General features: G+C 68.7%; 26 protein-coding genes. 16 read left to right on the plus strand and 10 right to left on the minus strand.

What is annotated here, in order from left to right:
- Positions 1-62: 62 nt before the first annotated feature.
- The 16 genes from ACIA1L_RS11635 (at position 63) to ACIA1L_RS11710 (ending at position 14,932) form a co-directional block, all read left to right on the plus strand.
- Positions 63-767: a flagellar hook assembly protein FlgD gene (locus ACIA1L_RS11635; protein ID WP_396072605.1), complete on the plus strand. Its 705-nt coding sequence runs from the start codon at positions 63-65 to the stop codon at positions 765-767.
- A 3-nt stretch (positions 768-770) separates the two neighbouring features.
- Complete coding sequence (locus ACIA1L_RS11640; RefSeq protein ID WP_396072606.1) at positions 771-1,994, plus strand: flagellar hook protein FlgE; 1,224 nt, start codon at positions 771-773, stop codon at positions 1,992-1,994.
- A gap of 202 nt (positions 1,995-2,196) precedes the next feature.
- Positions 2,197-2,484, plus strand: a complete 288-nt coding sequence (locus ACIA1L_RS11645) for a flagellar FlbD family protein (protein WP_396072607.1) — start codon at positions 2,197-2,199, stop codon at positions 2,482-2,484.
- Positions 2,485-2,486: 2 nt separating this feature from the next.
- Positions 2,487-3,278: a motility protein A gene (locus ACIA1L_RS11650; RefSeq protein ID WP_396072608.1), complete on the plus strand. Its 792-nt coding sequence runs from the start codon at positions 2,487-2,489 to the stop codon at positions 3,276-3,278.
- A gap of 2 nt (positions 3,279-3,280) precedes the next feature.
- On the plus strand, positions 3,281-4,348 hold the full coding sequence (locus tag ACIA1L_RS11655; protein ID WP_396072609.1) for a flagellar motor protein MotB: 1,068 nt from the start codon (positions 3,281-3,283) through the stop codon (positions 4,346-4,348).
- Between the two features lie 20 nt (positions 4,349-4,368).
- Positions 4,369-4,827 carry a flagellar basal body-associated protein FliL gene (gene fliL / locus ACIA1L_RS11660; protein WP_396072610.1) on the plus strand — a complete coding sequence of 153 codons (459 nt, stop codon included), beginning with the start codon at positions 4,369-4,371 and terminating at the stop codon, positions 4,825-4,827.
- 114 nt (positions 4,828-4,941) lie between these two features.
- On the plus strand, positions 4,942-5,883 hold the full coding sequence (locus ACIA1L_RS11665) for a flagellar motor switch protein FliM (protein ID WP_396072611.1): 942 nt from the start codon (positions 4,942-4,944) through the stop codon (positions 5,881-5,883).
- On the plus strand, positions 5,880-6,632 hold the full coding sequence (gene fliN / locus ACIA1L_RS11670) for a flagellar motor switch protein FliN (RefSeq protein WP_396072612.1): 753 nt from the start codon (positions 5,880-5,882) through the stop codon (positions 6,630-6,632). The genes ACIA1L_RS11665 and fliN overlap by 4 nt, the downstream gene beginning before the upstream one ends.
- Positions 6,633-6,635: 3 nt before the next feature.
- On the plus strand, positions 6,636-7,079 hold the full coding sequence (gene fliO / locus ACIA1L_RS11675; RefSeq protein ID WP_396072613.1) for a flagellar biosynthetic protein FliO: 444 nt from the start codon (positions 6,636-6,638) through the stop codon (positions 7,077-7,079).
- Between the two features lie 19 nt (positions 7,080-7,098).
- Entirely contained in the window at positions 7,099-7,932 is an 834-nt protein-coding gene (gene fliP, locus ACIA1L_RS11680) for a flagellar type III secretion system pore protein FliP (RefSeq protein ID WP_396072614.1), read from the plus strand.
- Positions 7,929-8,696, plus strand: coding sequence for a flagellar biosynthetic protein FliR (fliR, locus tag ACIA1L_RS11685; protein ID WP_396072615.1), 768 nt, complete (start codon positions 7,929-7,931; stop codon positions 8,694-8,696). The genes fliP and fliR overlap by 4 nt, the downstream gene beginning before the upstream one ends.
- A gap of 3 nt (positions 8,697-8,699) precedes the next feature.
- On the plus strand, positions 8,700-9,791 hold the full coding sequence (locus tag ACIA1L_RS11690; protein WP_396072616.1) for a flagellar biosynthesis protein FlhB: 1,092 nt from the start codon (positions 8,700-8,702) through the stop codon (positions 9,789-9,791).
- Between the two features lie 69 nt (positions 9,792-9,860).
- Positions 9,861-11,912, plus strand: coding sequence for a flagellar biosynthesis protein FlhA (gene flhA, locus ACIA1L_RS11695; protein ID WP_396072617.1), 2,052 nt, complete (start codon positions 9,861-9,863; stop codon positions 11,910-11,912).
- Positions 11,890-13,539, plus strand: a complete 1,650-nt coding sequence (locus ACIA1L_RS11700) for a hypothetical protein (protein WP_396072618.1) — start codon at positions 11,890-11,892, stop codon at positions 13,537-13,539. Before flhA ends, ACIA1L_RS11700 begins: the two co-directional genes overlap by 23 nt.
- Positions 13,540-13,542: 3 nt before the next feature.
- Positions 13,543-13,785 (plus strand): hypothetical protein, encoded by a 243-nt coding sequence (locus ACIA1L_RS11705; RefSeq protein WP_396072619.1) that lies wholly within the window; start codon positions 13,543-13,545, stop codon positions 13,783-13,785.
- Positions 13,786-13,870: 85 nt separating this feature from the next.
- On the plus strand, positions 13,871-14,932 hold the full coding sequence (locus ACIA1L_RS11710) for a sulfotransferase family protein (RefSeq protein WP_396072620.1): 1,062 nt from the start codon (positions 13,871-13,873) through the stop codon (positions 14,930-14,932).
- A gap of 69 nt (positions 14,933-15,001) precedes the next feature.
- Here ACIA1L_RS11710 and ACIA1L_RS11715 read toward each other — a convergent pair whose 3' ends face one another.
- The 10 genes from ACIA1L_RS11715 to ACIA1L_RS11760 form a co-directional block, all read right to left on the minus strand.
- Positions 15,002-15,493 carry a hypothetical protein gene (locus ACIA1L_RS11715; RefSeq protein WP_396072621.1) on the minus strand — a complete coding sequence of 164 codons (492 nt, stop codon included), beginning with the start codon at positions 15,491-15,493 and terminating at the stop codon, positions 15,002-15,004.
- A gap of 7 nt (positions 15,494-15,500) precedes the next feature.
- A complete protein-coding gene (locus tag ACIA1L_RS11720) occupies positions 15,501-15,863 on the minus strand; it encodes a response regulator (RefSeq protein ID WP_396072622.1) in 363 nt (120 codons plus the stop codon).
- Positions 15,860-16,342 carry a chemotaxis protein CheX gene (locus ACIA1L_RS11725; protein WP_396072623.1) on the minus strand — a complete coding sequence of 161 codons (483 nt, stop codon included), beginning with the start codon at positions 16,340-16,342 and terminating at the stop codon, positions 15,860-15,862. Before ACIA1L_RS11725 ends, ACIA1L_RS11720 begins: the two co-directional genes overlap by 4 nt.
- Positions 16,339-16,716 carry a response regulator gene (locus ACIA1L_RS11730; RefSeq protein WP_396073041.1) on the minus strand — a complete coding sequence of 126 codons (378 nt, stop codon included), beginning with the start codon at positions 16,714-16,716 and terminating at the stop codon, positions 16,339-16,341. Before ACIA1L_RS11730 ends, ACIA1L_RS11725 begins: the two co-directional genes overlap by 4 nt.
- Before the next feature lie 15 nt (positions 16,717-16,731).
- On the minus strand, positions 16,732-17,577 hold the full coding sequence (locus ACIA1L_RS11735) for a CheR family methyltransferase (protein ID WP_396072624.1): 846 nt from the start codon (positions 17,575-17,577) through the stop codon (positions 16,732-16,734).
- Positions 17,574-18,755, minus strand: a complete 1,182-nt coding sequence (locus ACIA1L_RS11740; protein ID WP_396072625.1) for a chemotaxis response regulator protein-glutamate methylesterase — start codon at positions 18,753-18,755, stop codon at positions 17,574-17,576. Before ACIA1L_RS11740 ends, ACIA1L_RS11735 begins: the two co-directional genes overlap by 4 nt.
- A 16-nt stretch (positions 18,756-18,771) precedes the next feature.
- Complete coding sequence (locus ACIA1L_RS11745) at positions 18,772-19,644, minus strand: hypothetical protein (protein WP_396072626.1); 873 nt, start codon at positions 19,642-19,644, stop codon at positions 18,772-18,774.
- Positions 19,644-20,081, minus strand: a complete 438-nt coding sequence (locus ACIA1L_RS11750; protein ID WP_396072627.1) for a chemotaxis protein CheW — start codon at positions 20,079-20,081, stop codon at positions 19,644-19,646. Before ACIA1L_RS11750 ends, ACIA1L_RS11745 begins: the two co-directional genes overlap by 1 nt.
- Position 20,082: 1 nt before the next feature.
- Positions 20,083-22,458, minus strand: coding sequence for a chemotaxis protein CheW (locus ACIA1L_RS11755; protein ID WP_396072628.1), 2,376 nt, complete (start codon positions 22,456-22,458; stop codon positions 20,083-20,085).
- A gap of 87 nt (positions 22,459-22,545) precedes the next feature.
- A complete protein-coding gene (locus ACIA1L_RS11760) occupies positions 22,546-23,244 on the minus strand; it encodes a response regulator transcription factor (RefSeq protein ID WP_364699100.1) in 699 nt (232 codons plus the stop codon).
- Positions 23,245-23,295 lie beyond the last annotated feature (51 nt).

Consider the following 23,295-nt stretch of genomic DNA (forward strand, 5'->3'; position numbering starts at 1 on the left):
ATCGGCGAGCCCGCCGAACCTGAGTGCGAGGGTCACCACCGCGACATCAGGAGGACCGGCCAATGACTTCGCCGATCAACGGGTTTGTCAGCACCAACTACGACAACGCGAAGGCCACCTCGACGTCGATGTACACCAACAAGACGTCGACGGACGCCGGCAGCGGTAAGAACATCGCCGACCAGGACACGTTCTTGAAGCTTCTGGTGGCCCAGCTCAAGTATCAGGACCCGTCGAACCCGGCGGACTCCACCCAGTTCCTGGCGCAGACGGCCCAGTTCACCCAGGTCGAGAAGCTCGGTCAGATCGCCGAGATGATGCAGGCCCAGCAGTTGATCGGCGCAAGCTCGCTGGTCGGCCGCACGGTCACCTACCAGGACGCCAGCGGCGCCACGCAGACCGGCGTCGTCACGAAGTCCAAGCTCAACGGAGACAGCGAACCGACGATCGTGGTCGGGAACACGGATGTAGCGCTGTCCAAGGTCACGGAAGTCCAGCAGACGGGAGCCGCGCAGCCCGCAGCCGCCGCCACCAGCCCCACCGGCAGCACCAGCCCGACCGGCACGACTGGCACCGCCGCGAGCCCCGCTCCCGGCACCGCCAGCCCTGCCGCGACCACCCCGACCGGCACGACCGCCCCCGCCTCCGCGGGCGCGGCCGCCGCCGGGACGGCAGCCGCTCAGGCTGCCGCCGAGTCGGGCACCATGGGCACCGCTGGACAGACCACGAACACCGCCTCCGATTCCGCTACCACGAAGGAAATCTGACCTATGCTGCGTTCTCTCTTCTCCGGCATCAGTGGGCTCCGCGCACACCAGCAGATGATGGACGTGACGGGCAACAACATCGCCAACGTCAACACCACCGGTTACAAGTCGAGTCAGACGGTCTTCCAGGACACGTTGTCGCAGATGGTCAACGCCGCCGGTGCGCCGCAGAACGACTCGGGTGGTACCAACCCCGCGCAGGTCGGTCTCGGTGTGCGCACCGCGAGCGTCAACGCCAACTTCAGCCAGGGCGCCGCGCAAACCACCGGTAAGTCCGGCGACATGATGATCCAGGGTGACGGCTTCTTCATGGTCAAGGGTGGCGGCGAGACGCTGTACACCCGGGCCGGCTCGTTCACCTTCGACGCCAACGGCTCGCTGACCACGCCCAACGGGCAGGTCGTGCAGGGTTGGGGCGCCGACACCGACGGCGAGGTCAACACGGCGGGTGCGCCGGGGCCGATCAAGCTGCCGATCGGCATCAGCCTCAAGCCCGAGGTGACCGAGAACGTCACGCTGACCGGCAACCTTTCCTTCGAGGCGCAGGTCGGTGAATTCAAGATCATCCCGGTCCCGGTGGTCGACGCGAACGGCGCGTCCAGCACGCTGAACGTACGTCTGCGGAAGGAAAGCGCCACGGAGTGGTCGATGACCCTGCCCGACGGTGGGGACCCGCTCGACCCGTATACGAACCCCGCGACTCCGCCGTACACGATCACCATGCCGAACGGTAAGCCGGTCGACCCGCTGGACCTGACCACGCCGGTCAAGAGCGTGGCGCTCGGCGCATACACCTTCGACATCACCGACATCACCCAGTACAGCGGTCAGACCGAGGCCCGGGTGAGTGCGTCGGACGGTTCGGCGGCAGGCATCCTGAGCTCGTACACGGTGTCGAACACCGGTCAGATCGTCGGTGTGTTCTCCAACGGCATGAAGCAGACGCTCGGCCAGCTCGCCCTGGCCAACTTCAACAACGTCAACGGTCTCGAGAAGATCGGCGACTCGATGTTCCGCAGCACGGTGAACTCCGGCCTCGCCCAGGTAGGCGCCGCGGGCTCGGCCGGACTCGGCCTGATCAACAACGGCGCACTGGAGATGTCGAACGTCGACCTGGCCCAGGAGTTCACCAACCTGGTGATCGCCCAGCGTGGCTTCCAGGCCAACAGCCGCATCATCACGACCTCCGACGAGATCCTCCAGGAACTCGTCAACCTGAAGCGCTAGTAGCCGCACTCTCATCGCCGGCAGAAGCCGGGACGGGCCCCTCGCCCGCCCCGGCTTCTTCATGTCCGAGACAAGCCGGCAGCTCGCACCCGGATAGCGACCGACCCGCGCTCATCGGCAACCGGAAGTACGCCGAAGGGTCAGGTAACGGGCCACGGATGGCCCCACCAGCCGCCGCTAAGACGCCCCAAGGACGGATGTCGTGATTCTCGTAACCCGCCTCAACGGAACCGTTTTCGCCCTCAACCCGGACCTCGTCGAGCGCGCTGACTGCACGCCCGACACGGTCATCACGCTGGTGGACGGCACCAAGTACGTCATCGCCGAGTCCGTGCCCGAGTTCATCGACTCGGTGCGCCACTACCGCGCCTCGCTGATCGCCCAGGCGAGCCGGGTAGAGGCTGAGCCCGCCCTGATGATCCAGCCCGTCGAAGAGCCCGACTCGCAGGCCACCGCGAACGTGCTCCAGCTGCACCGAAAGGACCGCTGACCATGGACCTCGCCGCCATCATTGGTGTTGTCGTCGCCCTGATCATCATCTTCGTGGTGCAGATCCTGGAGGGCGGCACGCCGACCTCTATCCTCCTGCTCCCGGCGATGCTGCTGGTCTTCGGCGGCGCTTTCATGGCCTCCATGGCCGGCGGTGTCATGAAGGACGCGCTGGGCGTCGGCCTCCTGCTGAAGAAGGCCTTCCTGGCCAAGGTCGCCCCGCCGAACGAGCTGGTCGACAACATCGTGAAGCTGGCCGAGCGGGCCCGCCGCGAGGGCCTGCTGGCCCTCGAGGACGCGGTCAAGACGGTCGACCACCCGTTCCTGAAGCGTGGCCTGCAGCTCGCGATCGACGGTACGGACCCGGAGGAGCTGCACGACATCCTCCACGCCGAGATCGCCGCGAAGAAGAAGGCCGACAAGGCCGGCACGAAGATCATCGAGAACATGGGCGGCTACGCACCGACCATCGGCATCATCGGTACGGTCATGGGCCTCGTGCACGTGCTCGAGAACCTGGACAAGCCGGAGACGCTCGGCCACTCCATCGCCGCGGCGTTCGTCGCGACCCTGTGGGGCGTGCTCTCCTCCAACGTGATGTTCCTGCCGCTCGCGGCCCGCCTGACCCGGCTCTCGGGCATCGAGGCGGACGAGATGGAGCTGGTCATCGACGGTGTTCTGGCCATCCAGGCCGGCTCCAACCCGCGACTGGTCGCTCAGAAGCTGCGCAGTCTGCTCCCGCCCGACGCCGCTAAGGCCGCCGAGTCGGCCGCTACGACGAAGAAGGCTGCATAACCATGAGTTCTGGGGGAGGCGCGCGCCGCAAGAAGGGCGGCCACGAGGAGCACGAGGAGCACGTCAACCACGAGCGCTGGCTCGTGTCGTACGCGGACATGCTGACCCTCTTGTTCGTTCTGTTCGTCGTGCTGTTCAGCATGAGCAACGTCGACAAGGCGAAGTTCGCCGAGTTGGCAGCCGGTCTCTCGGCCGGGTTCGGTGCGCAGAGCGCGGCCTTCCAGGGCAGCCCGGCGGTCCTCGACGGGGCCGGCCAGGCGACCAACGTGGTCGCCATCGACCCGGGCACCAACCCGGGTGACGGCGGCACGGGCACCACCGGTATGAGCAAGGAGCAGGCCGACGCGGTGGCCCGGGCCATCAAGGCCGAGGACCGCAAGCAGGCCTCGAAGAACGCCAAGGCTGCCGCCGGCGAGGCGGAGAGCATGAAGGAGATCGAGCGCAAGGTGGCCGACGCCCTGGCCGCCGCGAAGCTGCTCGAGCACGTGAAGTTCTCGATCGACCGGCGCGGTCTGGTCATCACCGTCGTGACCAACGAGGTGGTGTTCGCGGGCAACCGTGCCGAGCTGAAGTCCGGTGGCCGGAAGATCCTCGACGCCATCGCGCCGGCGCTGGCCAAGCTGCCCAACAACGTCGAGGTCGACGGGCACACCAACCAGCTCAAGGCAGCGGTCACGTACTACCCCAGCGGCTGGGAGTTGTCCGCGGCCCGCGCCTCAGCAACAGTGCGTTACCTCGGCGACCACGGTCTGGCCAAGGGCCGGATGAGCGCGGTCGGGTTCTCCGACACCCACCCGCTCGTCGACCCGAAGGACCCGCGGTCGGTCACGATGAACCGCCGTGTCGACGTGGTCGTGCTGACCTCGCTCAACGCCGAGCAGGCGGCGCTGCTGCCGGCGGCGGCCGGCGAGGACGCCAAGTTGCACACCGGTGAGACCACGGCCGCGGCGGCCGCTAAGGCTAAGTCCGCGACCGGCACGTCCGAAACGACCACCGGGACGGCCACTACGGGGGCCACCACCGGCGAGAGCACCACCCACACGACCACGACCACCACGTCCCACGACTGATAGCGACAGGAGGAGTTCCGATGGCAGAAGAGAAGGACGCAGCGGCCGAGGCGCCCAAGAAGTCCAGCAAGATGCTCATCATCATCGTGGCGGCCGTCCTGCTGCTCGGTGGCGGCGGCGCGGGCGCGTACTTCATGTTCTTCAAGGGTGACAAGGCCGAGGCGGTCGAGGAGCCGGTCAAGGGCGCGGTCATCGCGATCAAGGACCCGCTGACCATCAACCTCGCCGAGGGCCACTACCTGAAGATGGGCTTCGCGATGCAGATGACCGAAGAGGCGGGCGAGGAAGAGGTCGACACCGCGGAGGCGATCAACCTGGCGATCGACCAGTACACCGGCATGGAGATCGCCGAGCTGGAGTCGGACAAGGGTCGCGAAGGTGCGAAGAAGGAACTGCTCGAGAAGATCGAGAAGGCCTACAACGTCGACGACAAGCACCTGGTGATGGGCATCTACTTCACCTCGTTCGTCACGCAGTAGTACAGCGATTCGAGTGGGCGGGTCCGCACGGTGCGGATCCGCCCATTCGTCGCGTTGGGCCCGATAGCACGCCTCACGGCTCAGCGGCTTCGCAACCGAGCCGATGAGGACGACGTGACCACCTCTCCGACGCGATCCCCCGGAAAGATGTCCCGCCGCGGCGGGAGCGCGGGACCCACCACGTACGACTTCCGCCGGCCGATCAAGCTTTCGCGGGATCACGTCCGGAACCTGCAGATCGCCTTCGAAACGTACGCCCGCAGCTGTGGCACCCTGCTCACCACCCGCCTCCGGACGATCAGCAGCGTTTCCCTCGTCTCGATCGAGCAGTTGAACTACGACGAGTACGTAGCCACGCTCGCCAACCCGACCGTGATCGCCGTGGTGAACCTGGATCCGCTGCCCGGCACGGTGCTGCTGGAGCTGGCGAGTTCCGCGGTGATGACGGCGATCGACCACATGCTCGGCGGGCCGGGCGGCCCCCAGCCGGAGCGGCCGCTGACCGAGGTCGAGATGCCGCTGCTGCGCGGCCTCCTGGAACGCATGCTCGGCGAGTTGCGGTACGGCTTCGAAACCCTGGTGGACATCCAGCCGAAGCTGCGCGAGATCGAGTACAACGCCCAGTTCCTGCGGGCACACCAGCCCGGCGATGCCGTGGTGATCGCCTCGTTCGAGATGAAGGTCGGCAGCGAGGACTGCGTCGCCAGCATCTGCCTGCCGTTCAACACGATCCTGCCGGTGTTGGAGAAGCAGGAGACGATCGAGCTGACGCCGGCCGAACGGCAGGCGCGGGCGACCGCGCACCGCAACCTGACGGCTGGACTTTCCGCGGCGCCGATTGACGTAGCTGTCCGATTCCACCCCATTCGGATGCGTACCGATGACATCGTGGATCTACGCCCCGGAGATGTCGTGCCGCTGGGACACGCGACCAGCCTCCCGCTCGAGGTGACCGTCAACGAGGCCGTCTTCGCCCATGCAGTCCCCGGTAACCAGGGGGCCCGGCTCGCGTGTCTCGTCGTGCCGTCGCCGCCCAGGGAGGAAGAACGTAGATGACCGCTCCCACCATCACCGACCCGCAGCTCGCGCTGGTCCGGACCGCCGCGCAGGCGGCCCTGGCGGTGCTGCCGACCAGCCGGGAGCTGACAGTCGGCGCGCCCGTGTCGGCGAGCGCCGACATGCTGGCCTCCGGCCAGGCGATCACCGCCAAGTTCAGCGGTGCGGCCACCGGCGAGGTCGTCGTCGTGGTGGGCCAGGACCTGGCCGACGCGCTCAAGGAGAGCCCGCTCGGCGAATTGGACCTGACCGCCGCTGTACGCCCGGCGTTGGAGGCCGCCGCCCGCGCGTTCGGTCCGGTAGTGCTCGATCCGGGCCAGCTGATGGAGCCCGGGGTAGCGCTCAGCGCGGTGGCCGCGAAGCCCGATTCGGTGGCAGTTCCGCTGCTCGACGGCGGTGATATCCGGGCCGTCCTGGCGTTGTCGCTCAGCCCCTGGCCGGCCGACGCGTCCGGTGGCGGCGGGGTGGCACGCCGCGGTACAGCCGAGCCGGCCGCGATGCGCGGTGGCCTGGACATGCTGCACGACGTCGAGATGGAGGTGTCGGCCGAACTGGGCCGCACCCGGATGAGCGTACGAGAGCTGCTGTCGCTGACTCCGGGCGCGATCGTGGAGCTCGACCGGGCGGCGGGCAGCCCGGCGGACCTGCTGGTGAACGGGCGGCTGATCGCGCGGGGCGAGGTCGTCGTGATCGACGAGAACTTCGGCATCCGGATCACGGAGATCATCGCGCCCGGGGCCGGGGAGTAAGCGTTGTTCGAGCTGGCCCTGCGGATCGGTTTCTCGCTTCTGGTCGTCCTCGGCCTGATGTGGGGGCTGGCGCGGATCATCCGTCGGGGCGGCATGCGGAGTGCGCACGGCAACCTGGCCGTGCTGAACCGGCAGGCGCTGAGCCGGGGTTCCTCGGTGGCGGTCGTGCAGGTGGCGGACAAGGCACTGATCGTGGGTGTCACCGACAACCAGGTCAGTCTGCTCGGCGAGACGGACCTGGATGCGTTCGCCCACGGGCCGGTCACTCAGCCCGGTTCCGTCGGCGAGAAGCGCGAGGCGGTGGACGTGCAATCCGGGGATGTGCTGCCGCCGGCGCATCCGTTGGTGCTGCCGCATCACGGCGGCAAGCTGGAGGGTTCGCTGCTGTCCCCGCGCACCTGGACGTCGACGCTCAACTTCATCAGGGATCGGACGGCGAGGCACTGACATGTGGCGTAGAGCGGTCGTGATCCTGTTCCTGGCGCTGGGGGCTCTCCTGCCCGCGGCGGCGGCTCAGGCCACGCCCGCGCCAGCGCCGGCCGCGCCGGCCGTCTACTCCGTCCCGGTCCACTACGAACTGCCGCGAGCGCCCGGGCCGACACCACCGACCGCGCCGAGCGCTCCCGGGTCCATCAACTTCAACGTCAACGGTACGAACCCGGACGGCAGTAAACCGGCCACGTCCCTGGTCATCGTGCTGGGCCTGACGTTGCTGTCGGTGGCTCCCGCGGTTCTCCTGCTGTGTACGGCGTTCACCAAGGTCTTCATGGTCCTCGGCATCACCCGTAACGCGCTCGGGCTGACCAGCATGCCCCCCAACCAGGTCCTCGCCGGGCTCGCGCTGTTCATCAGCCTCTTCATCATGAGTCCGGTGCTGTCCGAGGTGAACGAGCAGGGCGTGCAGCCGTACCTGAAGGGCGACAAGACGCAGTCGGTGGCGTTCCGCGACGGCGTGGAGCCGCTGCGGGAGTTCATGCTGAAGAACACCCGCGAGGACGAGCTCGCTCTGCTGATCAGGGTGTCCGGTCAGGAGAAGCCGGCCAACGCGAACGACGTCGAGCTGACCACGCTCATTCCGGCATTCGTGCTGTCCGAGCTTCGGGCCGCGTTCATCATCGGCTTCGTCATCTTCATTCCCTTCCTCATCATCGACATGGTGGTCTCCGCATCACTGATGTCACTGGGCATGATGATGCTGCCGCCTGTCACGGTGGCAATGCCGTTCAAGATGCTGTTGTTCGTGCTCGTGAACGGGTGGGGGCTGATCATCACCGCGCTGGTGGGCTCGTACCCGAAATGAACTACGACGTCCCGATCGCCAACCTGATCGCGATCTTCCTCGGCGCGGCCCGGGCGGGCGCGTGGTTGATGCTCTGTCCGCCGTTCAATTCGCGCCTCATCCCGGGGCAGATCAAGGTGTTGCTGTCGGTCGGGATCGCCCTGCCGATGGCACCGCACTTGCAGGGCACCTTGCCCTCGATGGAGACCTCGGCGATCATCGCCGCGACGGCTCTGCAAGTGTTCGTGGGGGCGGCGCTGGGCTTCATCACGTACCTGCTCTTCGCGGCGATCCAGGCCGCCGGTGACCTGATCGACGTCTTCGGCGGTTTCACCATGGCCGCCGCCTACGACCCGCTGTCGCAGAACCAGAGCTCGGTCTTCGGCCGCTTCTACAACCTGGTGGCGGCGACCCTGCTGTTCGCCACCGACGGGCACCAGATGGTGCTCCGCGGGTTCATGGAGTCTTACAAGACGCTGCCGCTCAACTCCAGCTTCTCGATGGAGACGCTCAACCGGCTGCTGATCGAGGGCGTGGCCGAGATGTTCGTGTCGGCGATCCAGATCGCCGGCCCGCTGATCGCCGTGCTGTTCCTGACCGATGTCGCGTTCGGTCTGCTCAACCGGGTGGCGCCGGCGCTGAACGCGTTCCAGCTCGGCTTCCCGGCGAAGATCTTCCTGGTGCTCACCCTCTCGGGTACGGCGATCGCCCTGCTGCCCCGAGTGTTGGACGGCGTGATCGACAAGGCGGTCAGCGCGGTCGTCCACCTCAGCGGCGGGGGGTGATCCGTGTCCGGGGAGAAAACCGAACAACCGACACCACAGAAACTCAAGAAGGCCAAGCAGGAAGGCCAGATCGGGCGGAGTCAGGACGTCGGCGCCTGGTTCGGCATGCTGGCCGCCAGCATCATGTTGCCGCGCACGCTGGGCTCCGCGATGGACCACTCACGGGAGCTGATGGCGAAGATCCCCGAAGTCATCGCCAACCCGGATCCGCAGGTCGCGCTCGGCATCCTGAAGGACGGCCTGATGAGCGCGGGCTGGGCGGTGCTGCCGCTGGCGTTGACGATGATGGCGGTCGGCATCGCGGCGGCCGGCGCCCAGGGCGGCATCCGGGTGGCTACCAAGCTGTTCATCCCGAAGTTCAACCGGCTGAACCCGCTGCCCGGCATCAAGAAGATGTTCGGCCCGCAGTCGTTGTGGGAGGGCACCAAGGCTTTGATCAAGACCGGCGTCCTGGCGGGCGTGCTCTACGCGACCATGAAGGACATCGTGCCGGTGTTGATGACCGCGGGTCGGTTGCAGATCGGCTCGCTGCTCGGCGTGGTGTCCGACGCCGCCCTCTCGGTGATCCGGGCCGCCTCGGTCGCCGGCATCGTCATGGCCGCTGCCGACTACTTCGTCGTCCGTAAGCGCACCAACAAGCAGCTGCGCATGACGAAGGAAGAGGTGAAGCAGGAGAACAAGAACTCGGAAGGCGACCCGCACCTCAAGGGTCACATCCGGGCCAAGCAGATGGCGATGGCCCGCAACCGGCAGATGGCTGACGTGCCGACAGCCGACCTGGTGCTGATCAACCCCACGCACGTGGCGGTGGCCCTGCGCTATGACCCGGAGAAGGGTGCGCCGCGGGTGTTGGCCAAGGGCCAGGGCGCCATCGCGCAGAAGATCAGGGACCTCGCCACGGAGCATCGCATCGCGCTCATCCAGGACGTCGCGCTGGCCCGGGCCTTGGAAAAGGGCGTGGAGGTGGGGCAGGAGATCCCGCCGGAGTTCTTCGGGGCGGTAGCGAAGGTCCTGGCCTTCGTGATGAGCATGAAGTCGCGTGGGTCAGCGGCGGGTGTGCATCGCAACCCGAACGCCACGGCAACGGCCGCTTAGTCCGAATCTGGGAGATTTCCTCACATCACGGCCGCCACTGCGGGACTATCAGCAGGTGGAAGGGGGGCCGTGAAGAGTCGTAACCTGAGCAAGTTCGCCGTCCCCATCGGGGTCATCGGCATCATCGTCATGATGGTCGTGCCCCTGCCGACCTTCCTGCTCGACCTGCTCATCGCCACCAACATCACCGGCGCCCTGCTGATCCTGCTCGTCGCGATGTTCGTGCAGCGCCCGCTGGATTTCTCCGTCTTCCCGGCCCTGCTGCTGGTCATGACGCTGTTCCGGCTCGCCCTGAACATCAGCGCGACCCGGCTCGTGCTCCGCGACGGCGACGCCGGCAAGGTCATCCACGCGTTCGGCGACTTCGTCGTCGGTGGCTCGCTGGTCATCGGCCTGGTGATCTTCCTGATCCTGATCATCGTCCAGATGGTCGTCGTCACCAAAGGTGCCGAGCGGGTCGCCGAGGTCGGCGCCCGGTTCACCCTCGACGCCATGCCCGGTAAGCAGATGGCGATCGACGCCGACCTCAACGCCGGCCTGATCGACGAGGCCGAGGCCAAAGTCCGCCGGGCCGACGTGGCCGCCGAGGCCGACTTCTACGGCGCCATGGACGGTGGCTCCAAGTTCGTCAAGGGCGACGCCATCGCCGCCATCATCATCACCGTGATCAACCTGGTCGGCGGATTCGCGGTCGGCATCCTCCAGCACGGCCTCTCCCCGGCCGACTCGATGAACCAGTACAGCCTGCTGACCGTCGGCGACGGCCTGGTCTCGCAGATCCCCGCCCTGCTGCTGTCGGTCGCCACCGGTCTGATCACCACCCGCTCCGCGACCTCCGGCGACATGGGCTCCAGCGTCACCGCCCAGCTCGGCCAGAACAAGCTCGCCCTGCGCATCGCCGGCGGCGCCGCGCTCGGCCTCTGCGTCATCCCCGGCCTGCCGAAGGTCCCCTTCCTGATCATCGGCGCGGTCACCCTCTTCATCGCCCAGCGGATCAAGGACCCCGAGCCCGAGGCGGTCGGCGCCGGCGCTGCGGGAGCCCCCGAGGTTGAACGACCTCCGCCGGACTCTCCCGAGCAACTGCTGGGCGAAATGCGCGTCGACCCGCTGGAACTGGCCCTGTCGCCCGACCTGGTCGACCTGGTCGACACCAACGGCGGCGACCTGCTCGACCGGGTCCGTGCGCTGCGCCGCAAGATGGCCCTCGAGCTGGGCGTCATCATGCCGCCGGTCCGGACCCGCGACGACCTGGACCTGCCGCTGTCGTCGTACGCGATCCGGATCTCCGGGGTTGACGCCGGCAGTGGGCAGGCCCCGCCCGGCACCGTCCTGGCGATCGGCGACAGCCTGCAGGCGCTGCCCGGCCGGGCCGGCATCGAGCCGGTCTTCGGTCTGGCCGGCAAGTGGGTCCCGGCGGAACTGCACTACCAGGCCGAGCTGTCCGGCGCGACGGTCGTGGACCGGGCCTCGGTGATCATCACGCACCTCGCCGAGATCGTCCGGCAGAACGCCAGCCGCCTGCTCGGCCGCGAGGACGTCCGGAACCTGACCGAGATGGTCAAGCGCACCCACCCGGTGGTGGTCGAGGAGCTGACCCCGACCCTGCTGAGCCTCGGCCAGATCCAACGGGTGCTGCAGGGACTGCTCGACGAGGGCGTACCCATCCGCGACCTGGTCCGGATCTTCGAGTCCCTGTCGCTGCGCGCCAAGATCTCCGTCGACCACGACGGCCTGGTCGAAGCCGCCCGCGCGGCACTGGGCCCGGCGATCGCCGCCCAGTACGCCGCCGACGGCCGGCTCACGGTCATCACCCTCGAACCGATGCTCGAGCAGAGCCTCCTCGAATCGTTGCGCCCCAGCGAGACCGGCGCCTTCATGGCGATCGACGGGATGCGCGCCGAGGCGATCGTGACCGAGGCCGGCCGGCTGGTCGAGGCCGCCGAACAGTCCGGCATCACCCCGGTGCTGGCCTGCTCACCGCAGCTGCGGCTGCCGCTGATGCGTCTCCTGCGCGCCGGTTCGCGCCGCGTGCAGGTGCTGTCCTATTCCGAAATTTCAGGTTCCACCGCACAGATCGAGACCATGGGGGTGGTGAACGGTGCCTACGCGGGTGCTGCTTGAGGGTCCGGCCATCGAGCCGTTGCTGGCGCAGGTGCGCGACGAGTACGGCTCCTCGGTGCGGATCATCTCGGCGGACAAGGTCCGAACCGGGGGCTTCGGCGGGTTCTTCGCCAAGCAACACTACGAGCTGTCCGTCGAGGTCCCCGACCCCGGCGAGCGGGGGGAAGCGCCACTGCGCCGGCCGCCCGCGCCGGTCGACGACGGTCCGCAGACGCTGGAGCAACTGCTGGCCGGCGCGGAGTCGCGGGACCGGATCGCACCGGCCGGACCGGGCATCGGCGACCGTGCAGCCGGCCGGGACGCGGGATTCGGCGACGTCGACGCGGCGGTGGGCGGTCGCGGGCCGGCCCTCGACGGTCCGGGACCGGGCCGGGCGCTGTCCGATCCGGGATCGGCATTCGCCGAGTTGATGGCGAACCTCGACAAGGCGGAGGCCTACAACCGGCCGCCCGCCCCGATGCCGGAAGCCGACCGGCCGGACAACCCTGCGGTGAAGCCGTTCCGGCCCGCGCAGGCCAGCGGCACGGCCGTCAACAGCGGCGCCAACGCCGGCCTGGGTGGGCTGGGGAACAGTGGAATGGGGACAGGTGGCATGGGCAACTCCGGCTTGGGCGGCGGCGCTGCCGGCGCTACCGCGGCGGGGGGCATCAGCTCGCTGCCGTCCGTACCGTCGCTCGCGGAACTGATGGGCGGCCTCGGGGTGAACGACCACCCACCGTTCCAGGCGAACACGGCGGCCAACCGGGCCGCGCAGAACCCGGCACCGCCGCGCACCCCGGCTGCCGCGTACGGCCTCGCGCCCACCTCGCCGGCGCCGGCCCCCACCTCGCTGGCCGAGTCGTTGGGCGGGCTGGGTCTCGCACCCACGTCCGCGATGCCGGCGACGACGGCCCACGTGACCACGGCGCCGCCGGCCGTGTACCGGCCGCAGCACTTCGACACGGTGCAGCAGAACCTGATGCGGGTCGGCATGCCGGAGGAGATGGCCGCGGAGATCACCGGCGGGGACACCTACGCGGGTGTGCTCGGTGTGCTGGCCAGCCGTCCGTCCGCACCCGGGGTGCCGGACGCGCCGGGCGAAATCCTGATCCTCGCGGGCGACCTCGACCACGCCGTGCCGATCGGCCGCAAGCTGTGTGAACAGGCCGGACTCGACCAGGCGCACCTGCTGCTGGGTGGCCCGTCCGCGGCGGGCACCGGCATGCACTCGTCGCGGATCCTCGGCGATCCGGGCACGGCGGTGACCAAGGCCGAGAAGCTGCAGAATGCCGACCATGCGTGGATCGTGGTGGTCGACGCGGCGGTGGGGCGTACCGATCCGATCTGGGTCAGTGACATGTGCGATGCGCTGAAGGCGACGGCGGTGTGGGCGGTGGTCGACGCGACCCGCAAGACCAAGGACACCGCCCGGCACCTGCGCGCGCTGGGCGATGTCGAGGCGCTGGTGGTGCACAACGTGGACATCACCTCGGACCCGGCCACCGTGCTGGGACTGGACGTGCCGATCGTCTCGCTGGACGGCAAGCCGGCGACGCCACACTCGTGGGCGGCCCTGCTCTGCGCCCGGATCGCCGCGGATGTGGTGCCGATGGCCGCCCTACCGCGCCGGCCCGCCAACCGGGGGTAACCGGTGATCCGGCCCTCCGTCCTGCTGTTCGCGCTGCTGATGAGCGCGCCCGCGGTGTATCGCTACGTGCTCGACGAGATCGACGTCACCGAGGTGCTGATCCGGTTCCTGATCGCAGTGCCGATCGCCGCGATCCTCCTCGCCGGGCTGCGCTACGTCACCGCGGGCTACGGCAGGAGGGAGGAGCCGGGCACCCGGGTCACCCCCACCCCCGACACCGGCGACCCGAAACCCGAGCAGACATAACCGACACGCGTTGACAGTTCGTTCATAATCCGCCTTTAGTGGCGTATGTTACTTCCGGTGCGCGACTGCCCACCGGAGGTGAACTGTGCCCACTGACCGTCCGATCATCGTGGTCGGCTGCCCGCGTTCGGGCACGACGATGCTGCAGCTCATGCTGCACGCCCATCCACGGATCGCGATCCCGCCCGAAACCCGCTTCGTGCTCGCCGCATTCCGCGAATACAAGCAGTTCGGGGACCTGCGCGTGCCGGACAACCGGCGCGCCCTCGCCCGCCGGATCGTCGACCAGCGCGAAACCCGATTCTGCGACCTCGGCCTCGACGCCGACGAGATGGTCGAGCACATCGCCGCCGGCCCCGGCACGCTCGGCTCGGTGCTGGCCACGATCTTCCAGCGGTACGCGGCCCGTTTCAGCAAGCCACGCTGGGGCGACAAGCGGCCGGCGTACCTGCACAACGTCGACATCCTGCTGCGGCTCTTCCCCGACGCCCAGTTCATCAACATCGTCCGCGACGGCCGGGACTGCGTGGCCTCGCTCAAGGAGATGTCCTGGTACCGCAAGGACCTCTACGCGATGGCGGCCGGCTGGGCGCGTGCCGTCGACGACGCCCGCCGCGCCAAGCGCAAGCTAGGACCGACGCAGTGGTACGAGCTGCGCTACGAGGACCTCGTCGCGGATCCGCACGCTCGGCTGGCTGAGCTGTGCGCGTACCTGGGGGAAGAGTTCCACCCGGCCATGGCGGAACCATCGGCGGTGGCGGAGGTGGCGGTGCCGTCGTTCAAGACCTGGCATGCGCGTACGCACGCCCCGGTCACCACCCAACGCGTCCAGAGCTGGCAGAGCCGCCTGACGCGAGAAGAGATCGGACTGTGCGAGGCGGTGCTGGGCAGTCGCCTGGTCGCCCAGGGCTACGAGCTCTCGGGTGGGATCCGCCCGGCCCGGTCAGAGCTGCTGCGGTACGGCTGGACGGCGACACCCCAGCGGTTCGACCCGGCCCGCCGGAGCATCAGCCGGGTAGCCAGTCAGCTGCGCCGCGACGAGGATCTGGCGTACGTCCCCGTCGAGCAGGCGCCGGCCGCGGTGTTGCACCGGCAGGCCGCCCCGGCCGCGGTGGAGTCGGAGAGCCGGGTCGACGCGGCGCAGTAGCAGGACAAAGCACGACGCACAACGGCGGGCCGGGAGCTGATCCCGGCCCGCCGTTGTGCGTCGTGTCTGTCAGTTGACGAGAGACAGAGAGAACTTGCCCTTGCCGTAGCGGGATACCTCGATCGAGAGGTCCAGCCGCTTGCCGAGCGCGAGGAGCTGCGCCCGCGCGTCGTTGGGCAGGTCCATGCCGGGGTAGATGACCTGGTAGAGCTTCACGCCCGGCGAGCCTTCGCGGTTGAGCAGGCTGGTGAAGACGTTGAACAGCTCGAAGAGGTTCTCGGCGATGTTCGGGAAGAGCGTCTTCTCCTCGATGCTGTCCTCGGCGGCGCCCACGGGAAGCAGGCCGAGGGCGGCGCCCGCGTTGGCGGCGAGGCTCAGTGTCATCCCCGCCACCGCGTAGAGCTGCTGGGTGGTCTTGTCGGTGTAGATGGCGATCGCGCCGGTGGGCAGGTTCTCGGCGGTCATGGGATCGCCGGGCTGGACGTTGACGTCCCGGCCCAGGAGGTCCTCGAAGAGGTTGCGGACGGCGAGCGGGGCGGGAAGGACCGAGGTGTCAGACATGGCTATATCATCCCAAAATAGGAGAGAAGACCTCATCGAATTGCTCTGCAGTGAATGGCTTGACGATGAAGAAGGCCGAACCGGCGCTCTCGGCTGCGCTCTTCATCTCGTCGGTGCACTCGGAGGTGACGAAGCCGAACTTGACGTTGTTCCCCGCCGCCCGCAGCTTCCGGAGCACGTCGATGCCGGTCATCTCGGGCATGTTCCAGTCCGAGATGATCAGGTCCGGCTTCTCCGAGTCGGCCATCGCCGCAGCCTGGGCGCCATCCGCGGCCTCGACGAGGTCGTGCCCGTCGAAGCCGGCCTGGCGCAGCGTCCGGGTCACGATCTGGCGCATGACCCGACTGTCGTCCGCGATCAGGATCTTCATGCCGCACCTTCCTGCTGCTTGATGCTCTGCCACATCGAGATGGAGATCGGTTCGCCGTCCCAGACGCCGTACAGGCCGCTGATCTGCTCGGCTGACGGGTAGTAGGACGCGGTGTCGGGCGCCAACACCACGGTCGGCAGGGACAGGAAGCAGCCCGCCGGGAGCATGGCCTTGACGTTGCCGCCGACGATGTTCGCCAGCTCGCCCAGCACGTCCGAGACGTCTTCCTGGCCGACCTCGTCCAGCTCCATCGCGAGGAACGCCGCGGCAGACTTCTTCGCGGCCTGCAACGAGGAGGCGTAAACGAGGTGCCCGTGCCAGGTGCCGGTGATCGAGACGGTCGAGTGCACCTCGGTCGCCTGCTTGTCGTCGCCGGTCATGATCAGCGGGTTGATGCCCTCGGGATCCAGGTACGACACCCAGACCTGTTCCACCATCTCGGCGAGGTCACCCTCGCTCACCACGGTTTCGACACTCATGAGCTCGCTCCGGTCGGTACCAGGCCCAGCAGGGCCAATTTTTCGATCATCGCGCCCTCGGTGAAGGGCTTGATCACGTATTCGTGGGCGCCCGCGGCCAGTGCCCGGACGATCTGACTCTGTTCGCTCTCGGTCGTGACCATGACCAGCGTCATCTCCCGCAGGCGCGGCTCCGCCCGCACCTTGGTCACAAACTCGAGCCCGTTCATGTTGGGCATGTTCCAGTCGATGAGGGCCAGTTCCGGCACCTCGGTCATCGTGGTCAGCAGGTCCAGTGCCTCCTGGCCGTCACCTGCCTCGATCGCCTCGAAGTTGAGTTTCGCGACGATGCGCTTGAGAATCATCCGCATAGCCCGCGAGTCATCGATCACCATGGCGCGCACCGCAGCTCACCCCTTCCTTGCGGCGCCTGCTGGCACCGCGCTTCGCACTCGGTAGGCAGAGGTCCGGCCGGCCGCCACCCGTTCGTAGTTGTCGTCGATCCCGATCGTCGTCTCGGCCGCGCCCAGGAAGAGCCAGCCGTCCGGCCGCAGCAGTCGGGCCACGTTACGCAGCACCGACTTCTTCGTCGCGACGTCGAAATAGATCAAGACGTTGCGCAGGAAGATCACGTCGAACGGGGGTACGGAGGGCAGCGGCGCCGTCAGATTCATGTGCTTGAAGCTGACATTGCGCCGCAGGTGCGGTGCGACCCGCCAGTGTGCACCGGCCCGCTCGAAGTACTGGACGAGCTGAGCGGCCGGCAGACCCCGGTTGACCTCCACCTGGCTGTACTCGGCCGCTTCGGCTCGCTTCACCATCTCGGTGGAGATGTCGCTTCCCATGATCTCGTATCCCCAGCCGGTGGGGAGCGATTCTTGCAGGGTGATCGCGAGGCTGTACGCCTCCTGCCCGCTGGAACTCGCCGCGGACCAGAGCCGTACCTTGCGGGTGGAGCCCCGACTCTTGACCAGTTCGGGCAACACCACGTCGGTCAGCGCCGTGAACGGCTCCCGGTCGCGGAACCACGACGTCTCGTTCGTGGTGAGCGCGTCGATGATCCGCCGTTGGTCGGCCGGGTTCGGTTTGCGCTGGAGATTGGCGAGGAATTCGGCGACGCTGGCGGCACCGACCTGGCGGGCCACCGGGATCAGCCGGGCCTCGACGAGGTACTCCTTGCCGGGCGCCAGCACGATCGCGGCTTCCCGGCGGACCAGCGTCGAGACGAAGGCGAAGTCAGCCTGTGACAGCGTCATCGGGTCACCGCCGTCGCTCGTGGCGCGCGGCCCACCTGTACCCGCTGGATCAAGGCCGCCGCGATCTTGCCCAGCGGCAACACCTCGTCGGCCAATCCCGCGCCCACCACGGCACCGGGCATCCCCCAGACCACCGAGGTCGCCTCGTCCTGCGCCAAAATCTCGGCGCCTGCGTCACGCAGCACCTTCGCACCACCTCGTCCGTCGTATCCCATGCCGGTGAGAACCGCCGCGTACGACGCCGCCCCGAAGAGCGACGAGACCGAGCGGAACATCACGTCGACCGCCGGACGGCACGAGTTCTCCGGCGGCGCGCCGCTGAGCTGGGTCAGCGTCGCGGTGTTCCGGCGTTGCAGCACCAGGTGCTTGTCGCCGGGAGCGATATAGACCGTGCCGGGCATGAGCTCCATCCCGTCGCCCGCCTCCACCACGCGCAGCGGGGTGCTGCGATCGAGGCGTTCGGCGAACATCCGGGTGAAGACCGGCGGCATGTGCTGGGTCACCACGATCGGCACCGGCAGGTCCGTCGGCAGCGACTGCAGCACTTTGGTCAGTGCGTCCGGGCCGCCGGTCGACGACCCGATCGCGATGATGTCGATCCGCCCGTTCGCCGTCCGCCGGACCGGCCGCACCGGTGCGGCCGGCGCGGGTCCGCCGGGGCGTCCCGGCATGGTGCCGGGTCGGCCGGGCATGCCGGGACGCAGCCCCGGCGGCGGGGCGAGCCCCGGCCGCTTCAGCGGCTGGCCGGGGCCGGGCCGGGGCGGCGCTGCCGTCCGACGGCCCGCGAGCGCGTGGATCTTGGGTACGAGCTGTTCCCGGACGGCCGCGATGGATTCCGCAATGGAGCCGACGTTGCTCGGCTTGGTCACGTAGTCCGTGGCGCCCGCGGCCAGCGCTTCGAGCGTCGCGCTGGCGCCCGCGGCGGACAGCGTGCTGAACATGATCACCGGGATGAGCTTGTGCCGCTTGCGCAGCTCACGCACCGCCGCGATGCCGTCCATCTGCGGCATCTCGATGTCCATCGTGATGGCGTCCGGCTTGAGCTGATCGATCTTCGGCTGGGCCAGCAGGCCGTTCGCCGCGGTGCCGACCACCTCGATGCCGGGCGCGCCGGTGAGCGAGTCCACGATGAGCCTGCGGACCACCACGGAGTCGTCGACGACGAGAACTCTGATCATCGCTTCCCTCCGCCTCTCATCCGAGCCACGCCGGGCCGAGCGCCGCGACGACCGGCGACAACAACCGGTGTGCCGTACTGGTGTCCAACAGGTCCCGCACGACGAGGGCCTGAACCGCGCCGCTGAGCATGTTCCAGACCCCGCCGGCCCGGTCGGCCAGCGGAATCGCCGCCGTGTCGATCGCCTGCACGAGCAACATCTGCGCCGCGGCCGCCGTCCGCACCCGGTCCGACAGGTACGCCGCCCACGACGCCGAGTGCACCGCCGGCGACCAGCCACCAGCGTTCTTCCGGGCGTCCTCGGCCGACTGGGTCAGCCGGGCGAGGTCGTTCGGCGTGATCGACCGCAACCGGTCGAGCAGCGCCGAGACCGCGTAATGGTGCGGTCCCAGGTCGATCGGTTTGCCGGCGGGCAGCTTGCGCACCGCCGCCACCCAGCCCGCGCCGAGCATCCGGCGCGACGTCTCGTCGAGCACTTCCCGCAGATAGCTGGCCACGGCGGCGTCGCAGAGCAGGGCTGTCGCCGAAGCGGCCGTCTCGGTCTGCGTGGCGTCGCGGCCTTTGCCGGTCCACGTCCACGCCATCACGTCGTACCGCAGGCAGGTGAGCAGGGCGTCGACCGAACCGATCGGCGCCCGTTCCACCAGGGCCAGCGAGCTGGCCGCGTCGTCCGCCTTCATGCCCTTGAGCGACGGCAGCTTGCGCGCAGCGCTCTCCACTTCCACCCAGAGCGGGCCGCGAACCCCCTCGTCGGGCAGCCGTTCCGCAAGGATCGGCAGGTCCCCGACGCTGAGGCGCAGGGCGCGCAACAGCACCTCGGCGGTGGCCGACCCGCCGCCGAGGCGGGTCAGGTCGAAACCGAGGACGGGGGCGCTGACCAGGCTGTACATCAGGCGGTGGCTCGAGACGTGTCGACGGCCTGGTTGACGTCGAGGGCCAGCATCAGCCGGCCGTCCATCTTGAACGTGCCGGTGACCAGCTCGCGGGTGGACCCGGCGAGCGTGTCCGGCGGCGGCTCGAACGCGTCGTCGTCCAGGTCGACCACCTCGCCGATCCGGTCCACGAGCAGGCTGACCGGCTCGCCGTCACCGCGCAGGATCACGTTCATCACGGGACCCTGCAGGGCCTGGCGGGCGAGGCCGAGCTGCACCCGCAGGTCGACCGCCGCGATCACCTGACCGCGCAGGTTGAACAGCCCACCGACCGCGGGCGGCGCGAGCGGCACCGGGGTGTACTCGTTGTACGAGAGCACCTCCTGCACGGTGTCGACCTCGACGCCGAACAGCTGACCGGCCACCTCGAAGGTGGCGAACTGGCGGCTCGCCATCTCAGGCCTCCACCAGCATGTCGGCGCCGGACATCTCTTCATAGAAGTTCGGGTCGGCGGCGAGGATCGCCCGGCGTACGTCGAGCAGCTCGGTGACCCGCTGCTGGATGACCGCGGTGCCGATCAGACCGTCCTCCTCCGCGTCGCGGCGCGCGGTGGTCGAGTTCTCGGCGATGTCGACGATCCGGTCCACGACCAGCGCCACGCTGCGGCCTCCCTCGCTGTAGACGACCACCGACACGGTGTCGCCCTCTTCAGTCTCGCTGTACGCCCCCAGCAGGTGCGACAGCCGCACCAGCGGCAGGATCTGACCGCGGTACTGCACGACTTCGCGGGAGCCGGCCTGCTCGATGCGGTCCCGCGGGAACTCCTCCAGGCGGGTGACCGTGTCGAGCGGGATCGCCACTCGGCGCTCGCCGACCGCGGTGATCAGCAGGCGTTCGCCGGTGCCGGCTCCGGTGGTCGCCCGGGACGAGCCGATGAGGTTCTCGCGCCCGGAGTCGACAGCGAGGTGCGAGCGGCGGGCCAGAGCGGAGGCGTCGAGGATCAGGCCGACTTTGCCGTCGCCGAGGATCGTGGCGCCGGCGTAGAGGCCGATCTCCTTGAAGCGGCTGTTGAGTGCCTTGACCACGACTTCCTCGGTGTTGAGGACGCGGTCGACGACGAGGCCGAAGCGGCGCCCGTCGGCTTGCAGCACCATGATGTAGACGCCCTGGTCGCCGCTGGGGTCCAGGCCGAGGGTCCGGTCCAGGCGGACGAGCGGGAGCAGCTTGCCGCGCAGGCGGTAGACCGGTGCACCGGAGGCGTACTCGATCTTTGTGGACTGGCCGTCGATGAAGACCAGCTCGAGCACCGCAACCTGCGGCACCACATAGCGCTGGTCACCGCAGTCGACGGTCAGAGCCTGGATGATCGCCAGGGTCAGGGGGATGGTGAGGCGCCAGACCGTACCCTGGCCCAGGGTCGAGTCGACGCTGACCGCGCCGCCGATCCGTTCGATGTTGGTCTTGACGACGTCCATGCCGACGCCGCGGCCGGACACGTTTGTCACCTTCGCCGCGGTCGAGAAGCCGGGCTGGAAGACCATCGCCATGATCTCGCGCTTGTCCATGCCGGGAACCTGCTCGGGCTTCAACAGGCCCTTCTCGACGGCCTTGGCGGCGATCCGGTTGACGTCCATGCCGGCACCGTCGTCGGCGACCTCGACCGCTACGTGTCCGCCCTCGTGGTAGGCGCGCAGCGTCAGGGTGCCCTGCGGGTCCTTGCCGGCCGCGGCCCGCTTGTCGGCGTCCTCGATGCCGTGGTCGACCGCGTTGCGGACCAGGTGGGTCAGCGGGTCCTTGACGGCCTCGAGCAGGCTGCGGTCGAGCTCGGTCTCCTTGCCCTCCATGACCAGCTCGACCTTCTTGCCGAGCGAGTTGGAGAGGTCCCGGATGACGCGGGGCAGCTTGGACCAGATGTGCTCGATGGGCTGCATCCGGGTCTTCATGATGCCCTCTTGGAGTTCAGAGGTGATCATGCCGAGCCGCTGGGCGCTGCGGACCAGGCCGGAGTCGCCGAGGTCCATCACGCCGCGGACGAGTTGGTTCCGGGCGAGCACCAGCTCGCCGACCATGTTCATCAGGGTGTCGAGCAGGTCGACGTCCACCCGGATCGCGCTGTCCGCGACGCTGCGCTTGGGCGTCTGCGCCTGCAACGCCTCGTGGACTTCGGCCGGCTGGGTCTTGCCCTCCTCGAGCAGGATCGTGCCGAGCTTGCGCTCGTCGCCGTCGAGTTGTGCCTGGAGCGCGGAGCCGACGTCTGTGGCCGCCACTGCGCCGGTCTCGACCAGGATTTCGCCGAGGGGGCGGCGCTGCTCCTCGACCGGCTCGGGAGCCGGGCGGAGGCCCTTCTCCTCGAGCGGTTCCGGCTGCTCAGCCGGGGCGGGAGCCGCTTCCGCGGCCGGGGCTGCGGCAGGGGCCGCGGCGGGCGCGGCAGCAGCCGCGTCGCCGGGTGTGTTCATCTGCGCATGGACGGCGGTGATGATGCTGTTGACATCAACTTCGCCCTCGTTGCCGTCCTGCTCGATGGCCTCGAGCAGCGAGCGGACGCCGTCGATCGTGGCCAGCAGCGTGGTGATGGTGGTGGGAGTGACCGGCTGGACGCCGTCCCGCAGCCGGGACAGCAGTGACTCGCCCGCGTGGGCGAGGGTCTCCAGCCGGGTGAAGGCCAGGAAGCCACTGGTGCCCTTGATCGTGTGGATCGCCCGGAAGATGCGGGCGATCAGGTCACGCGAGGCCGGGTCCTGCTCCAGCGCCACGAGGTCCCGGTCGATCTGGTCCAGGTTCTCGTGGCTTTCCATGAGGAATTCGCCGACGATCTCGCCAAGGTCTTCCAACGCCCTACCTCCTGCTCGTTTCCCAAATCCCTCATCGACCCCCCGGAGCCCCACCTGAGGACACCCCGGACCGCTACGGGTTGCGGCTCAGTTGTCACCACCCGGGCGCCGGTAGCGGTAGCCGAATCCGCGGACGGACTCGATCGGGGATTCGTCGGGATCCGACCATCCGAGCTTGCGGCGCAACCGCAGCACGGCGAACTTGACCCGTTCCTGGCCGATGCCCGTGGGGTCGTCCCACGCCTGGGTCAGGAGTTGGTTGGGGCTCAACACTGCGCCGGCGTGCCGGACCAGGGCGTTGAGCAGCCGGAACTCGGTCGGCGTGAGGCGCTTCTCGTCGCCCTTGACGTAGACCCGGCGTTTGGTCGGGTCCAGGTGGACCAGGCCGTCGTCGTAGATCTGGCTGGCCCAGCTGTTCTGCCCGCCGGACGAGCGACGCAGCAGCGCCTCCACCCGGGCCAGCAGTTCGTTGTTGGCGAACGGCTTGGTCAGGTAGTCGTCGGCGCCGCCGCGCAGGCCGCGGACCTTCTCCGCCTCCTGGCCGTGGGCGGTCAGGACCAGCACGGGTACGTCGGACACGTCCCGCAGCCGCTCGAGCACCTGCCAGCCGTCCATCTCCGGCAGGCCGACGTCGAGCACCACCAGGTCGGGGTGTTCGGCGTACGCCTCCTTGAGGCCGGTGCGCCCGTCGCCCGCGTGGGCCACCTCGTATCCGGCCCGGCTGAAGAGCAGCCGCAGGGCCAGCGCGATGTCCGGGTCGTCCTCGACCACGAGCAGTCTGCTCATGCGCTCGTCACCATGCCCTCCGCCTCCGCCCCCGCGCGTCGCACGGCTGTG

Source organism: Actinoplanes sp. NPDC051859 (assembly GCF_044452725.1).
Lineage (GTDB): Bacteria > Actinomycetota > Actinomycetes > Mycobacteriales > Micromonosporaceae > Actinoplanes.

Excerpts from the sequence above, each read along its gene's own strand:
- ACIA1L_RS11635 (WP_396072605.1), top strand. The coding sequence starts at position 63 with ATGACTTCGCCGATCAACGGGTTTGTCAGCACCAACTACGACAACGCG.
- ACIA1L_RS11640 (WP_396072606.1), top strand. The coding sequence starts at position 771 with ATGCTGCGTTCTCTCTTCTCCGGCATCAGTGGGCTCCGCGCACACCAG.
- ACIA1L_RS11650 (WP_396072608.1), top strand. The coding sequence starts at position 2,487 with ATGGACCTCGCCGCCATCATTGGTGTTGTCGTCGCCCTGATCATCATC.
- ACIA1L_RS11655 (WP_396072609.1), top strand. The coding sequence starts at position 3,281 with ATGAGTTCTGGGGGAGGCGCGCGCCGCAAGAAGGGCGGCCACGAGGAG.
- fliL (WP_396072610.1), top strand. The coding sequence starts at position 4,369 with ATGGCAGAAGAGAAGGACGCAGCGGCCGAGGCGCCCAAGAAGTCCAGC.
- fliN (WP_396072612.1), top strand. The coding sequence starts at position 5,880 with ATGACCGCTCCCACCATCACCGACCCGCAGCTCGCGCTGGTCCGGACC.
- fliR (WP_396072615.1), top strand. The coding sequence starts at position 7,929 with ATGAACTACGACGTCCCGATCGCCAACCTGATCGCGATCTTCCTCGGC.
- ACIA1L_RS11715 (WP_396072621.1), bottom strand. The coding sequence starts at position 15,493 with ATGTCTGACACCTCGGTCCTTCCCGCCCCGCTCGCCGTCCGCAACCTC.
- ACIA1L_RS11720 (WP_396072622.1), bottom strand. The coding sequence starts at position 15,863 with ATGAAGATCCTGATCGCGGACGACAGTCGGGTCATGCGCCAGATCGTG.
- ACIA1L_RS11725 (WP_396072623.1), bottom strand. The coding sequence starts at position 16,342 with ATGAGTGTCGAAACCGTGGTGAGCGAGGGTGACCTCGCCGAGATGGTG.
- ACIA1L_RS11730 (WP_396073041.1), bottom strand. The coding sequence starts at position 16,716 with ATGGTGATCGATGACTCGCGGGCTATGCGGATGATTCTCAAGCGCATC.
- ACIA1L_RS11735 (WP_396072624.1), bottom strand. The coding sequence starts at position 17,577 with ATGACGCTGTCACAGGCTGACTTCGCCTTCGTCTCGACGCTGGTCCGC.
- ACIA1L_RS11740 (WP_396072625.1), bottom strand. The coding sequence starts at position 18,755 with ATGATCAGAGTTCTCGTCGTCGACGACTCCGTGGTGGTCCGCAGGCTC.
- ACIA1L_RS11745 (WP_396072626.1), bottom strand. The coding sequence starts at position 19,644 with ATGTACAGCCTGGTCAGCGCCCCCGTCCTCGGTTTCGACCTGACCCGC.
- ACIA1L_RS11750 (WP_396072627.1), bottom strand. The coding sequence starts at position 20,081 with ATGGCGAGCCGCCAGTTCGCCACCTTCGAGGTGGCCGGTCAGCTGTTC.
- ACIA1L_RS11760 (WP_364699100.1), bottom strand. The coding sequence starts at position 23,244 with ATGAGCAGACTGCTCGTGGTCGAGGACGACCCGGACATCGCGCTGGCC.